Below are 13,715 nucleotides of genomic sequence, written 5' to 3' on the forward strand. Positions count from 1 at the left end.
ATGTGTCACTTCGCGTCGGCACCGTCGAAGTGCAACTAACCGTCATTCGCCGCAACCCATTTCCACTGCTTCGCCATGAACCGGTCAGCAAAGGGAGGGTGATCTCCTACCCCGCGGCCGGCACCGAAACGCGGCGACTACCCGTTCGACACACCCGAGGCATCAGTGCCTAGTCGTAGAAGTACTCGATTGTGGATCGCAAGGCGGTCCTGCCGTCGCATCGCCGGCGTCATCGAACGGACCGGAAGGAACCCATAGCAAAGATGTGAACGACACTAGGCGCATCGGAACGGCCCCTCGATCACGCTGCTGTTGATAATGAATGGACTCTCGCGGCGGCACTCCGGACAGCGCGTCTCGAGCGATTGTTGATGCGCCGGACAGCGATCTTCTTCCTCAAGCTGATGCAGCAGACCGTGGTAACCGTGCGCCGCGCACTGCCGACAATACCGGAAAACCGGGTGATACCGTTTGTGCAGCGTCGCATCGAGCAAGGATGCGTCCAACACTTTCCTGGGGAGTCGTATCAGACGACGCAGGTGCGTGAGATCGATGGCGTTCCCGCAGTGGTACCCTTCACGCGGATCTACATCGGGGCTCATCAGCCGCCCACGGGTTCGAGAACTATTCGACCCGGCCGTTCGATGCGCGAACGCTACCGCGAGATAGCGAACATCGCTCACGCCCAATGTCTGTGATGCAGATTACCTGGCTTTATCCACCGCTCTTGCTGTATTCAGTGAGCAACTCAGCGCTGCTTCCCTCAACGACATCGCGAAAGCTGACGCCCGGATGCTTGAGGGTCTTCTTGTTTCGGAGCGGGCGACGCGACAGGTTAAAGAGCTGGCCTGAAGGCTTTTCGTCGCCTGGCCCGCTGCCGTCGGATTCCGTCGCACGGCAGTGGGGCTTTCAGCCCGGGCAAGAAGTGTCGTGCGCCATACTCCGCGCTGTAGGCGAAAGCGTTTTACAGTCGTAACTCTCCGAAGCGAGCCCCCTCCCCGACGACTACTGATGAATGGCCGACGTTTCGCGACAGTTTCCGGCGGCCGCAACCAGATGCGCATGAACCCCGCGACGCTAGGCATTCTGCTTGCTGAAGTAAGCCAACTGTATTAAAGGCGCGGCGCAAGTTACTAACCAGTGCGTAAGTAAGCGAACATAAATCGACGCCATGGTCTAAGCTTTAAGGGGCTTAGGGAGAGGCGAGATGCGCGAGGACGACGGCCGGCAGCTTTCACATGCAACGCTGGAAGAGATCCGCATTCGGGCGGTCAAGCGTGTCGAAGCTGGCGAGTCGCCGGAGGACGTGATCCGCACGCTGGGATTCTCGAGAGCGCGTATTTACGAGTGGTTGGCGGCCTGGCGCGAAGGGGGGATCGAGGCGTTACGAGCCAAGGCAATCCCTGGTCGACCGATGAAGCTGCCGTCCGAGGCTATCCGCTTCGTCTATCAGACGGTCACAACGAAGAACCCCATGCAGATGAAGTTCGAGTTTGCATTGTGGACGCGAGACATGGTGCGGGAGTTGATTCGCGATCATTTCAACGTCAGGCTCTCCGAGGTGTCGGTCGGTCGACTGCTGCGCAAGCTCGGGCTTTCACCCCAGCGTCCGCTTGCGCGTGCTTACCAACGCGACCCTGAACTGGTCGAGTCATGGATGCAGAACGAATACCCGGCCATTGCCGGGCAGGCCAAACGCTGCGGGGCACAGATCTTCTTCGTCGACGAATCGACGGTGCGATCGGACTATCACAGCGGCACGACCTGGGCACCGGTCGGTCAAACACCGGTAGTCGAAGTCACTGGCGCGCGCTTCAAGGTGAACCTGATCTCAGCGATCAGCCCGCGTGGCCAACTTCGATTCATGTGTTTCGAAGGCAGCTTCAAGATCTCCGTGTACGTCGACTTCGTCAAACGACTGATGCTCACCGCCGATGCGCCTGTCTTCCTGATTGCCGATGGTCATCCGGTACATCGTTGCAAAGCGATCCGGCAGCTTGCCGCGGAATCGAATGGGCGCCTTTGTCTGTTCTTCCTTCCTGCTTACTCGCCAGATCTGAACCCGGACGAGTTGGTATGGGGTTATCTCAAACATCACAAGATCGGCAAGCTTGCCATTAAAGGTCCGGGGCATCTCAAGCAGCGAGTTCGAGCGGTTCTGCGCTCGCTGCAGAAGATTCCGGCCTTGGTCCGATCCATGTTTCAACATCCGTCAGTCCGCTTCGCGGCTTGACCCATGTTCGGTTACTTTGTTTCGGCTTAGTAAATTCAACCTTGATAAGCCACATATTGGCGCCACCGGGATAAACGTTGGTGACATCCCAACCGACTGCCAACATTGCAGGCAGAACTGCGTTGCTCGGAAAATTCGGTATAAGCGGATCTCCTGCCAAGAGATTCGAACCGGCCGGATCTGCGGCATAGACAATGACGAACCTCGCGTGCAACTGGTTGCGGGTTTTCGACGGCCGTGAAATTTGTCTGCAAGCCGCGCCAGGACTGGATTTCAGGTCAGAGTAGCCAGATCGGCTAAAGTCCAGATTTCTGGACGCAGCGAATGACCCGAAGCCCATACTGGCAAGAGATTCCAACAAGATTGCGCCTGGAGCAGTTCGAGCAATTTGTCTGGCCGCATCTGAGCTTGGGCCGTCGCGGACCTCCCCCCACGCTGGCCTTGCACAAGATCTTCAACTACATCCTGCAGGCACTGTACATGGGTTGCCAATGGAAGATGCTGCCGATCGACAGGAATGCAGAAGGTCACCCTGAAATTCACTATACGCGCATCTACCGCACGTTTCGTCGCTGGCAGGCCGATGGTTGCATCGATGCCATCTTTTCGGGCTCGGTGCAGCAACTTCATCAGGACCAGCTGCTTGACCTTTCGGTCATCCACGGCGACGGCACCACGACGGCGGCGAAGAAAGGCGGCGACAATCTCGGGTATAGCGGGCACAAGCATCTGAAGGGCGACAAGGTGGTGGCCTTGTGCGATCGCAACTGCAATGTCATTGCTCCATTCATCAGCGCTCCCGGCAACCGCAACGAATCACCGCTGTTGCGCGACGCGCTGCCCAGCCTTACCGCCATGGCCCGCGCCATTGGCGCGGACCTGCACGGTTCAATCGTCAGCCTGGATGGCATCTACGACTGCAGGGCCAACCGCAAGGCGATCTTCAATCGCGGCATGACCCCGAACATCCCCGAGAATCCGCGCGGACGCAAAATACCGAAGCGGGGCCGCAAGCAGCGCTACGATCCGGCCATCTTCGAGGAGCGCTTCAGGACCATTGAACGGGTCTTCGCCTGGGAGGACAAGTTCCGCCGTCTGCTGCTGCGCTTTGAACGTATCAGTGACGTTCACTACGCGTTCAAGACGCTTGCCTATACGATGATTAACCTGCGCCACTACTGCTGAACCAGCGCGGGGCTCGCACTTCACTGACTGCGGTACGCGCCGTGATTGCTCACGCCTGTTGCATTCGCATTCCTGATCATAATGCAAACTCCGATATCGAGATACCAGTCGCTTTTCACAACGATGTTCCTGGCTTCGCACGATTACCAACGGTCATCGTAGTTCTTCCGTTCGCAATGGACGGAAACGCGCAACCAGTTGTGTGGAAAGCCGCCATTCAACGTTTAAGCGTGGCCCGAGATCCGTCACGGCCGATAGACATGCCTGCCACGAAGTGTGGGCGCCAATTCCCGTTGAACCTCTAGGCGCCAATTTTATAAGGGCGGGTCATGACCTCAAGCAAATGACCGTCAGGATCGTCAAAATACACTCCCCGGCCACCGTTGTGCAGATAGGTTTCGCCGGCACGTTGTTTGCCAGGGTCGGCCCAGTACCGAAGCCCTCGGTCACGAATACGGGAGAAGACCTGTTCGAATTCGTCTTCACTGGTCAGAAACGCGTAATGCTGCATGGAAATCGTGCTGTCGCTCTCGAAGAAGTCGAGCGAGACGTCATTTGCGAGCCGAACGACCAACATCTGCCCGAACTCGATAGGACTCGGCAGCCCTAGGATGTCCATCAGGAACTTTGTCGATTTCTGCTTATCGCGACACCAAACGATAGTGTGGTTTAGCTGTACGCTCACGTTTCGACCCTCACTGGTTGTGACCGAATATGCCCTTCTGCCCAAGAACGGCTTCTTTTCTCGCCATGGATACAACATAGTCGACACCTGATGGCATTCAAATGAATTGAAACTACGACCGGCAGCTGATGGCCGAACCCGGTCCCATGATGAACTTCCGTAGACGACCCAGAGCTACCCATTTCCGAAAGCGGCCGTTCAACGTTCGAGGATATGGGCCACGAAGAACCGTCTTCCTGCGAGCCTTGTGTGTCTGAGCATAAGCCAACCACCAGGCGGCGGCCCAAGCCGCGCGCAACCCGTTTCGATAACCATCACAAAAGTGCAGCCGTGCTATTTGAATTCAGGTCTTGGAATAGCTGCCCTCGTGTTTCGGCAGTGCGTCAGATACATGAACCCACGGCAACTTCCTTGATGTCCAAGTGTGATGCTCGGGAGGAACCAGGTCCGGCACGTCGAGACTGCATGTCGTGATGTCAATCTCGTCGGGGAAATCGTCGTGTTGATAAGTCAATTGCGTGCCACAGTCCGGGCAGAAAGTTCGCAAAACCGCTTTACTGCTTGCGAAGCTCCTTGGTTCGCCATGGACGAACCGAAACTCGGATCGCTTGACGCTAAACCAGGCGACGAACGGGGCCGCAGATGCGCGGCGACAGTCTGCGCAGTGGCAAACTGTGGAATCGAAGGGTATATTCAGCACTTCATAACTGACTTCTCTGCAAAAACAGCGGCCTTTGAGCATTGCTCCCTCCGTGGCGTGACAGTCGCCCGATCGTATGCGCCCGGCCATGATAGAGGTCCGCGCTGAAGATCTCGCAGGGTCGATCGCGCACGTGGCAGTCGAACCAGAGGATAGCGCCTCGGTCGGCTGTTTCCTTTCCAAGGATAGCGGCGATCGACCGCTTTCGGCTACCAGCGCCGAATGACCGTTCCTGACCGGCCTCTGCCCGCCGGTGATCGGCCGTACCCGGTAGAGTCATGCCCTGAGTGTGTCTGTCAAGTTTTCTGTTCGACATCTGCGTCTCGCTATGACGTTCATTCCGCGCCCGCCCGTGGACAACGAAGCTGCCCACAGCACGAGGCTGTGGACAGCCGCCTGACGGCGGTTCCCTCGTTGCCCACCGTCTCCCCGCGAGCTTCGCCTTCGGCCTGACGCGCCGCTGCGCGGCTTGCCCCAATCAGATAAAACAGCAGGACCCGGTCTCGACCTAAGTGCCCACCTTGCCGGCAAGGAGCGAACCGCGTTTCCTGAGCACGTTGAGGTAACCGGTCTCGTTGTACGGCGTGCGCGTCTGCCAGCAGCGATACAGGACGCGAATCCACTTGAATGCAAGGGCCCTCACGGCGATGTGGTGTGAGCTGCCCTTCGCGCGCTGCTGCCGGTAGTAGGCACCAGCCCACGATGACCGGGGGATGGTCTGGGCGGCCCATTCCACGAAGGTCTGGCGCAGGAATTTCGGGCACTGCAGGCGCCAATGGACCCAGCACGGCTCTGTCGCAGTAAGGTCAATGGGTCAAGCAGCGGTGATATGCGGAGGATTGCTTATGAAACGAGCGAGTAGAACTGCTGTGCGGGAGACAGCGGAGTCTCGCCCCGACATTTCATCTGCCCTTTCTTGATCATGTGCATTAATTCGACGCCACTCAGAATGACGCGCGCGCAGTGGAAATCCTTGAAGCCCAGCATCGGTCGGGTGATGCGTTTGATGGCCCGATGGTCCTGCTCGACCACGTTATTCAGGTACTTGACTTGACGAATCGTGATGGGCGTCTCTCGCTCGGCGTTCACCGCGTGCAACGCAGCCAGATTACAGTAGAGCCGCTTTTTTCGATGGTTACCGTCTCGGGTACACCGTTCTGAGCGATCGACTTTTCAAAGAAGCGCCGCGCTGCGACCTTGTCGCGCTTGGCTCTGAACAGGAAATCGATGGTTTGGCCCGCCTTGTCCACCGCCCGGTAGAGGTACTTCCACTGGCCTTTGACTTTGATATACGGGTGAGCAGACCCCGGGAATTGCGCCCGAAGTCTCTCGCAGAACCGTACGTGACACTCGCGCGTCATACGGCTCCCGTTATCCAACCTGTGCCCCGTGAAACTGCCAGTGTACGAACTGTCGCGGGTAGGCCTTCTTCATCTTGTGCAACCACTCCTCACTGCGCCGTGTGTGCCGTCGCAGTGTCCTGTACTTGCGCTGAGCCCAGCGCACGAGCTTGCGGTCGAGATACCGACCGAGTCCGTGCATGGCCGTCCGATAGAAAGCCCCATAGTAGTTCCACCAGCCACGTATCGTGGGACTTTTCAGGATGCATCTGCAACCCGCATTCCGCCAGCCGCGAGGCAATGGCATGCATGACCTCCTGCGCCTGCGCCTCGCTGCGGCAATGGACCACCGCATCATCGGCATAGCGCGCAAAGAGACATTGCGGAAAGTGCCGCTGCATCCATGCGTCAAATGCATAGTGCATGAACAGATTCATCAAGATTGGGCTGACCACCCCGCCCTGAGCTCAGGATTACCCACATTTCTGTGAGTGAAGAGGGGATTTTCTGCTTGTAAACGAGAGGGGGCGCTTGTGATTACCCACTTCTTTCGTGAATCCTGGTAACCTGGCTTGCATCACGACGATGCGTGCGAGAAGAATGGCCGGGAAACGACAGGTAGAAGATCAGGCGTGGTTTGAGCGGGAACTTGAAGGAAGCGAATTCCGGGACGCGCGGCTACGCAAGCGGTTTGGAACGCTGTTGGAGCAACTGTGGAAGGGCATGGGGCAGACCATTCTGCTTGCCTGTCAGGATTGGGCCAGTACAAAGGCCGCCTATCGCTTCATGGACAATGATCGTGTCTGTGAACAAGACATTCTGAGCGGGCATTTCCAGGCAACCGCACAGCGCTTTTTCTCGACCGATGGACCGGTTCTTGTCCTTCAGGACACCACTACGTTTTCGTACGAAAGGGAGCGTCCCGAACTCATCGGTTACGCTGGCAGCGCGATAACTTCCGCCCAGCGGCGAGGCCGGGCGACGCCGAGCCCGCAATGCGGCATCCTGATGCATTCAAGTCTCGCGGTGACAGCGCAAGGCCTGCCGCTAGGAGTGGCCGCCATCAAGTTCTGGAGCCGCAAGGAGTTCAAGGGTACTGCGACCCGGCGTAGCAAGGTCAACTTCACTCGCATACCGATCGAGCAAAAGGAAAGCTTTCGCTGGATTGAGAATCTGCGGCAATCAACGACCCGACTCGGCGATCCGGATCGCTGTGTACATATCGGCGACCGCCGCCGCACGTTTTGACACACCCTCGGCCACAACCAGCAGCTCGCGGCCGGTTCGTGAGTGTCCGTTCACGAGCGACCATGTGCCCGTTCGCAGCGCCGGGGGACCGACAGTTCGTCGGCCCTTCCAGGCGACCGCAGATTGGGGGCCGAGGCCGACCAGCACCGTGACGTGGCCGTCGCTTCCGGAAACGCAGAGGGGGCACTTCCAACCGATTCCGGTCGATCACGTGTTCCGAAAACACCCCTTCAACGTTATGGATCTGAGTAGAGCGGACGCGCCTGCCGTCTACGCGCGGGTTGGCCCTGTTTGCAGTCCGCGCCCGGATCGAACTCGCACCGACACCCTGATCACCGATGCGGATGTAACGGGCGCTGATGCTCTTGGTCCTCCTTTCTCTAATCAAACGTCACGCGATGTCGTCAACGTGGCCCAGCGTTCGACAATTTTCCGGTTCGCAAACCGCCACAGGACAAAGCCGTGAAACTCGATCTTTTTCCCGGAAACCGCGTCGGTGGCGCGCCACGTGTTTCTAACCATCACCTTGTCACCTTCGGCGATCATGTCTTCGATGGTGACGTGCAAGTCCGGCCACTTTTGATAAGCCGCCTTCATCATGGCCATTGCGGCCTCGGGACCGACTTGAGGACCCGACGGTTCGTCGTGGTCGAGGAAATCCGCGCTAAAGTTCAACGATGCAACTTCCGGTTTCTTGCGGTTGACGAAGTCCTCGAAGTGATCGGCCACCAATCGCTTCATCTCTTCCAGCGTCAGACCGGGATCGCCTTTGCCCGGCACTTGAAGCGGCTGCATGGCTCCCCCTTAGTTCGTCAGCATCTTGAACGCATGCTGCCAGTCGTTCCTGAGGAATCCCGGCAGGCACCACAGCATGCACAGCGGTTCGATCGCGCGTGCGGATACGATGCTTCCGCAGTCGTAGGGCTCCCATCCGAACTGCCGGATGATCTCGCCAACCTCGGCCTTCGCATCGTCGCTGTTGCCACACAAAAACATGGTCGGCGTACCCTCAGAAAAATGCGGGTTCACCATGAGCGCATTCCCGACGCTGTTAAAAGCCTTAACCACGTGGGCCAGGGGAACCTTCGCCTGAATCCACTCGCCGAGTGACTCGTTCGGTCCCGTCGTATATTTCAGCACCCCGCTGACCGGCGGCTCGTCGGCAAGCGGGTTGGTTGCATCGATGACTGTCTTGCCGGCGAGATTCTCTGGCCGTGCAAGCTCGATCACGCTCTCAGCGATCCGGCCGAGAACGGCGAGCACGACGATCTCGCCGAACCGCGCAGCTTCCTCGAACGTCCCGTCCCTGGCTCCGGTTGTATTGCGGACCCAGTCCTGTACCTCCTGCTTTTGTGGATCTCGCGTGCCCAACATCGTGTCATGGCCATGCTTGACGAAGCCGGCGGCCAATGCCCGACCGACTTCACCCGATCCCAATACGCCTACGTTCATCTCAGCCTCCTCGACCAGTCATAGCCGGCCATAAGTCAGTACTTAGGAACGCGTCTCATGAGGCGCGCGCAACTTTTTAGTGGAGTAGCGACAGCCCGATCCTGGTGCCGAACCCGTGTGCGTAAGCCAGTTGCACCAGCAGCATGGCCGCCGGTTCCGTGTAGCGCGCAAGGGTGAGCGGTCCTGCGTCGATCGGCTCGGCGTCGATGTCGCCGACCAGTGTTGCGACCACGGCCCGCGCATCGCTGTCATCGCCGCACACGAACACGCCCGCGCGGTTGCCGCCTATCAGCATGCTGGGCGAATGCATCAGCTCCGCGAAAGGCGGGATGGCCTTGACCACCGTCGCCCATGGCGCAAGCCTCGCGATCTCTTCGGCGCCCGAGGTGGTTGTCCCGACGAGCAAGCCGCTCATGTCAGCCTTCAGTGCATTGGTGCAATCCCACAGGATCTTTTTCTGGGGTGCCCTGCCAACCTGCTCGAGTGCTTCAGGTGCGGCAGTCCACGGTGTGGCCAACACGACCACGTCGGCGAACTGAACCGCTCCGGTGACTGTGCCAACGCTCGCGCCCAGCTCGGCTGCGGTCGTTCTGAGTTTTTCGATATCGAGGCTGAAGCTCAGCATCACGGAATGACCTCTGGGGACGAGATGCTTCGTGAGACCGGTTCCCACGTTACCGGCACCGATGATTCCGATTTTCACGATTGAGCCTCCTTCAACGTTTCATGGTCTGCCAATGGAGCGGGGTGGCGATCCGGCGGCGAGCCGGTGCTGTTCTCACGCAGTGTTGACCCATAGGGGTTTTGTACTGCGTGTAGCTATCGAGCGCCTCCGCGCCTTGCTCGCGTCCGTAGCCGGACATTTTGTATCCGCCGAAAGGCCCGTTCGGATGGTACTTGTGCCACGTATTGATCCAGACAGTGCCCGCGTTGATGCGGTCCGCCAGGCGAAGCGCCCGGCCCAGATCGCGGGTTTGAATGCCGGACGCGAGTCCATAGGGCGTGTCATTCGCAATGCGTACGGCCTCGTCTTCGCCATCGAATGGAATGACCGGAAGGACCGGCCCAAAGATCTCCTCGCGGCCGATTTTCAGGTCATTAGTGGCGTCAGCAAAGACCGTGGGTTCGATGAACAGGCCTTTGCCGTTGATCTTGCGCGTAGCGCCGCCGGCGACCAGGCGGGCCGTCGACGCCTTGCCAGCCTCGACGTATTGCTGCACCTTGTCGAATTCCGCCCTGGAGGCGATTGGGCCGATATGGGTTTGCGGCTCAAGCGGATCGCCCAACACCGCCGCCTGTGCCATCCTGGCCAACTTCTCGACGACCTCGTCGTAGACCGGACGCTCGACCAGCAGCCGTGAGCCCGCGACGCAAACTTCGCCCTTGTTCCAGAAGATCCCCCAGAACGCCGCCTGGACCGCGGTATCCACGTCGGCATCGGCAAAAATGATGTTCGGGGACTTCCCGCCAAGTTCCATCGTCGTGTGCTTCAGCGTGTCCGCCCCATTGCGAATAATGGTCTGCCCCACGCTCGTGGAGCCAGTAAAGGCGATTTTGTCGACTAGGGGATGTTTCACTAGCGCGTCGCCCAGCGATCCCCCCGGTCCGGTGATCAGGTTGTAGACGCCTTCCGGCACGCCGGCATCGAGTGCCACCTGAGCCAGTGCCAGCGCTGTCAGCGGCGTGTCGGAGGCCGGTTTGTGCACGATCGTGTTGCCGGCAGCCAATGCTGGGGCCACCTTGGAGCAGGTCAGGGCCAAGGGGAAGTTGAATGGCGTGATAGCCGCTACCACGCCGAGCGGTTCTCGGCGGGTCAGAATCCGCGTATGCGCTTCGTATGAGGTGCGATAAGCGCCATCCATCGCGTGCATCGCGAGACCGCCGAAGAAGCGGAACAGTCCTGCGCAGTGCGGCATGATGATGTCCACGAAGTCGCCGTACGGCATGCCCATATCCATCGCTTCACGCAGCGCGAAATCCTCGGCCCGCTCGTCCAGCAGATCGGCCATCCGGAACAGGATTCTTGCGCGCGCTTCATGATGCATGCGCGGCCAGTCACCCGTTTCGAAGGCCCGGCGCGCAGATTCGACCGCTGCGTTGACATCCGCGAGGGTCGCCTTCGCGAAGTCCGCTATCTTCCCCTCGGTGGTGGGATCGACGGTCGAAAGCGTCGCGCCGTCTGACGCGTCGCGCCACTTCCCGTCGATTAGAAGCTGTCCGCGCGAAAGGCTCTTTCGCTGCGGTGACTGTGCCGATTCGTGGTCCATGGTCGACATCCTGGCGGTTGCAAGACAAGGGTAATTCTCGGCGCGACGACGAGGTTGGTCTATGCTACAGGGCAGGAAAACAGTTGTGAGTTTGGGGAAAAGATGAAGACCGAAAGCGGCGGCTCTCTCGACCTGCTCAGGGCCTTGAAAATGTTCGAGGCAGCGTACGAGTCGACGAACTTTTCGGCGGCAGGCCGTCAGCTAGGCGTAACACCTGGCGCGGTAAGCAAACAGATCGGCATGCTCGAGGCGTTGCTAGGTTGCCGACTGTTCCAGCGCACCACCCGTCACCTGTCGGTCACCGAGGAAGGGCGTCGCCTATACGCAATGGTGCAGCAGCCCGCGCAGCAGATCGAAGACGCGATCGCGGCCGTGTCGTCTAAAGAAACCCACGTCAGCGGGCTCGTTAAAGTGTCGTTGCCAATCGCATTCAGCCGCGTCACGTTGCTACCGGTGTTGAACAGGTTCAAGGAGCGCTTCCCGGATGTCACGCTCGACCTGCATTTCGAGAATCGTCATGTCGACCTGATTTCAGAAGGGTACGACTGCGCGATCGGACAACTGAAGGACACGGACTCCAGTGTGGTCGCGCGTCCCCTCGCACCGCTGACGCTCATCCTGTGTGCGGCACCTTCTTACTTGGAGCAGCACGGCGAGCCGCGTTCCGTCGAGGAACTCGAGCGTCATGAACTCATTTTGTTCCGCTCGCCGAACTCGGGAAGAATTCAGACGTGGCGACTGCAAGCGCGGAACAAGGAAGTTGTGTTCCAGCCTCACTCCCGGCTCGTCGTGACAGACACCGAAGCGTTGACGGAACTCGCGGTCGCCGGATGCGGGATCGCGTTGCTCGGCGTACACCACGCCCTTCCTCTTATTGCGGCGAGCAAGCTGAAGTGTGTGTTAGCGCGATTCACCGCGCGACGCAGCGACATCTGCATTTACTACCCGGCAAGGAAGCATTTGCCGCCGCGCGTCACGGCCTTCGTCGAGTTCGTGGTCGGGGAGGTCCGGGAGAGCGAGGTCGTGAAGCGCTCCAGAGCGCTCGTTCGACGCAAGGAACCCGCTGTCACCGGAACGGCATCGCCGCGGCCAGCGACCCCTGCCTGACCTCGCGGTACGGCTCTCACATGCGGCTTCCAGGCACAACACCAAGAAGCGCTTTCCAATCACTTCACTTGTCACGTAATCCTTGAAGCGCTGTGCGCGGGAGGACTCAAGAAAACCGGTTTCCAGGATTCCCGGGGCGGTTCAGTGCAGGCATTCTGTTGGCTATTCGTTGGTAGATCGGTAGCGCAGCGTCATCAACTCTTCAAGTGTGAAATATATGGTTAGAAACTTCCTAATGAAGTCCTTCAATCCATATGAACCCGAAAAAAATAGCTTGTGTTGCTGGTCTCATCTCGACGCTCGCGGGATGCGGTGGTGGCGATAGCGTATCGCCCACTGGCACAAGTGCGGCATCTGGCATCGCTGTTCCCGCATCGGTCGCCGCGGCGCTTGCGGGCTACAAGATTTCGGTTTTCGCCCAGATGCCCGGCAAACTTCGGCCTGACGATCTTCTTCTGCACGGCAGCAACATCTTCGTGATTGCCCAGGACAACAATAACAATCCCGATGGCACAGCCGTCGCCGGCACCTCGCCGCAGAGCGAGGTCATCGAGTACGACCTGAATGGCAATATTGTCGGGACGTTCAAGGTTCCGGGCCATCCGGATGGGTTGCTCGAATACGATTCGCATACCGTATGGGTCAGCACGAACGAAGACGCGAACCCGATGCTGATCGTGATCGACACGACGGCCAATACTCAGCAAACCCTCACCCCGGATACGACGCCGATACATAGCGGGGGGCTCGACGACATGAAAATGCTCAACGGTGTCGTGTACGCGGCCGCCTCCAATCCCACGGTGGGCGCCGCGACTGCGACCGCGCCCAACGGCGTGAGCTCAGTGCCGTCGGTCTATACCGTGACGCTGAATTCGGATCATCAAACGTTCCATCTGACGCCTGCGCTGATGGGCAACGCAACGGCGACGAATATCCCCACGAATACGCAAGTGACGCTCAACATGACGGACCCGGATTCGATGGCGATCGATCCGAGCGGAAAACTGGTGGTGGATAGCCAGCAGGATTCGGAGTTGGTGTTCGTGACGAACCCCGGTGCGAATCAATCGGTGAGCGTGCTGCCGCTGACGTTGTACGGCAATTCGTGGCCGGTGGATGATACGCGCTGGGCTCCGTCAGGCAATTCGTTCATGCTGCTGTCGGACAATACGGCGCAAATGATCTATCGCATCGACGCGACTGCGGGCTTCACTGCGGGCACGGCGTACAGCGCGGGACAGGGCACGCTCTTGACGGTCAACACGTCGACAGGCGCGATGACGCCTGTCTTTACCGGGATGAATACGCCGCACGGGCTCATCTTCGTCGGCGACTAACCCAGCTCACGTCTGTTCATTCCGCTTGGTCGATGAGCGCGTAGTGTCGGGTAGCGTGGCAATCATTCCCGTTATCCGACGCCGATATCGTGCAGAGTTACTGTCGTGGTCAGGAGCTGGCGGTTTAGCTCCGTACTGTATCAATCAATAGCACGGCT

General features: G+C 59.1%; 13 protein-coding genes and 3 pseudogenes. 6 read left to right on the plus strand and 10 right to left on the minus strand.

Features of this window, described 5'->3' with window-relative positions; genetic code table 11:
* The first annotated feature begins 365 nt into the window (after positions 1–365).
* From OKW43_RS37920 to OKW43_RS37930, 3 genes are all read left to right on the plus strand, one after another.
* Positions 366–698, plus strand: a complete 333-nt coding sequence (locus OKW43_RS37920; RefSeq protein WP_429453699.1) for a hypothetical protein — start codon at positions 366–368, stop codon at positions 696–698.
* Positions 699–1,207: 509 nt separating this feature from the next.
* On the plus strand, positions 1,208–2,233 hold the full coding sequence (locus OKW43_RS37925; RefSeq protein WP_429453701.1) for an IS630 family transposase: 1,026 nt from the start codon (positions 1,208–1,210) through the stop codon (positions 2,231–2,233).
* Between the two features lie 324 nt (positions 2,234–2,557).
* Positions 2,558–3,418 (plus strand): IS5 family transposase, encoded by an 861-nt coding sequence (locus tag OKW43_RS37930; protein WP_090812218.1) that lies wholly within the window; start codon positions 2,558–2,560, stop codon positions 3,416–3,418.
* A gap of 301 nt (positions 3,419–3,719) precedes the next feature.
* Here the strand turns inward: OKW43_RS37930 and OKW43_RS37935 are convergent, their stop codons facing one another.
* The 6 genes and pseudogenes from OKW43_RS37935 to OKW43_RS37960 all read right to left on the minus strand — a co-directional run.
* Positions 3,720–4,103, minus strand: a complete 384-nt coding sequence (locus OKW43_RS37935; protein ID WP_429453703.1) for a VOC family protein — start codon at positions 4,101–4,103, stop codon at positions 3,720–3,722.
* Between the two features lie 343 nt (positions 4,104–4,446).
* The gene (locus OKW43_RS37940) at positions 4,447–4,893 is read right to left on the minus strand and encodes a GFA family protein (RefSeq protein WP_429453705.1); all 447 of its coding nucleotides are present in this window, start codon (positions 4,891–4,893) and stop codon (positions 4,447–4,449) included.
* A 418-nt stretch (positions 4,894–5,311) separates the two neighbouring features.
* Positions 5,312–5,590, minus strand: a pseudogene (locus OKW43_RS37945) (IS110 family transposase); the annotation flags it as partial.
* Between the two features lie 56 nt (positions 5,591–5,646).
* Positions 5,647–6,095: pseudogene (locus OKW43_RS37950) on the minus strand (IS6 family transposase); the annotation flags it as partial.
* A 79-nt stretch (positions 6,096–6,174) separates the two neighbouring features.
* Entirely contained in the window at positions 6,175–6,450 is a 276-nt protein-coding gene (locus tag OKW43_RS37955) for a group II intron maturase-specific domain-containing protein (protein WP_429454749.1), read from the minus strand.
* Positions 6,398–6,598, minus strand: a pseudogene (locus OKW43_RS37960) (reverse transcriptase domain-containing protein); the annotation flags it as partial. The gene OKW43_RS37955 and the pseudogene OKW43_RS37960, both read right to left, overlap by 53 nt.
* 145 nt (positions 6,599–6,743) lie before the next feature.
* Between OKW43_RS37960 and OKW43_RS37965 the strand changes: the two are divergent.
* Complete coding sequence (locus tag OKW43_RS37965) at positions 6,744–7,391, plus strand: IS4/Tn5 family transposase DNA-binding protein (RefSeq protein ID WP_187639214.1); 648 nt, start codon at positions 6,744–6,746, stop codon at positions 7,389–7,391.
* Between the two features lie 384 nt (positions 7,392–7,775).
* Here OKW43_RS37965 and OKW43_RS37970 read toward each other — a convergent pair whose 3' ends face one another.
* From OKW43_RS37970 to OKW43_RS37985, 4 genes are all read right to left on the minus strand, one after another.
* Positions 7,776–8,186 (minus strand): ester cyclase, encoded by a 411-nt coding sequence (locus OKW43_RS37970; RefSeq protein WP_187639213.1) that lies wholly within the window; start codon positions 8,184–8,186, stop codon positions 7,776–7,778.
* Between the two features lie 9 nt (positions 8,187–8,195).
* Positions 8,196–8,843: an NADPH-dependent F420 reductase gene (locus OKW43_RS37975; protein WP_187639212.1), complete on the minus strand. Its 648-nt coding sequence runs from the start codon at positions 8,841–8,843 to the stop codon at positions 8,196–8,198.
* A 76-nt stretch (positions 8,844–8,919) separates the two neighbouring features.
* On the minus strand, positions 8,920–9,546 hold the full coding sequence (locus OKW43_RS37980) for an NADPH-dependent F420 reductase (RefSeq protein ID WP_187639211.1): 627 nt from the start codon (positions 9,544–9,546) through the stop codon (positions 8,920–8,922).
* A 13-nt stretch (positions 9,547–9,559) separates the two neighbouring features.
* On the minus strand, positions 9,560–11,110 hold the full coding sequence (locus tag OKW43_RS37985; RefSeq protein WP_429453708.1) for an aldehyde dehydrogenase family protein: 1,551 nt from the start codon (positions 11,108–11,110) through the stop codon (positions 9,560–9,562).
* Between OKW43_RS37985 and OKW43_RS37990 the strand changes: the two genes are divergently transcribed.
* Entirely contained in the window at positions 11,102–12,217 is a 1,116-nt protein-coding gene (locus tag OKW43_RS37990; protein WP_429453710.1) for a LysR substrate-binding domain-containing protein, read from the plus strand. The two genes, OKW43_RS37985 and OKW43_RS37990, sit on opposite strands and share 9 nt — an antisense overlap.
* 422 nt (positions 12,218–12,639) lie before the next feature.
* Entirely contained in the window at positions 12,640–13,557 is a 918-nt protein-coding gene (locus OKW43_RS37995) for a hypothetical protein (protein ID WP_429453712.1), read from the plus strand.
* The last annotated feature ends 158 nt before the right edge of the window (positions 13,558–13,715 follow it).

The sequence above is a fragment of the Paraburkholderia sp. WC7.3g genome, from assembly GCF_050436345.1.
GTDB classification, from domain to species: domain Bacteria; phylum Pseudomonadota; class Gammaproteobacteria; order Burkholderiales; family Burkholderiaceae; genus Paraburkholderia; species Paraburkholderia podalyriae.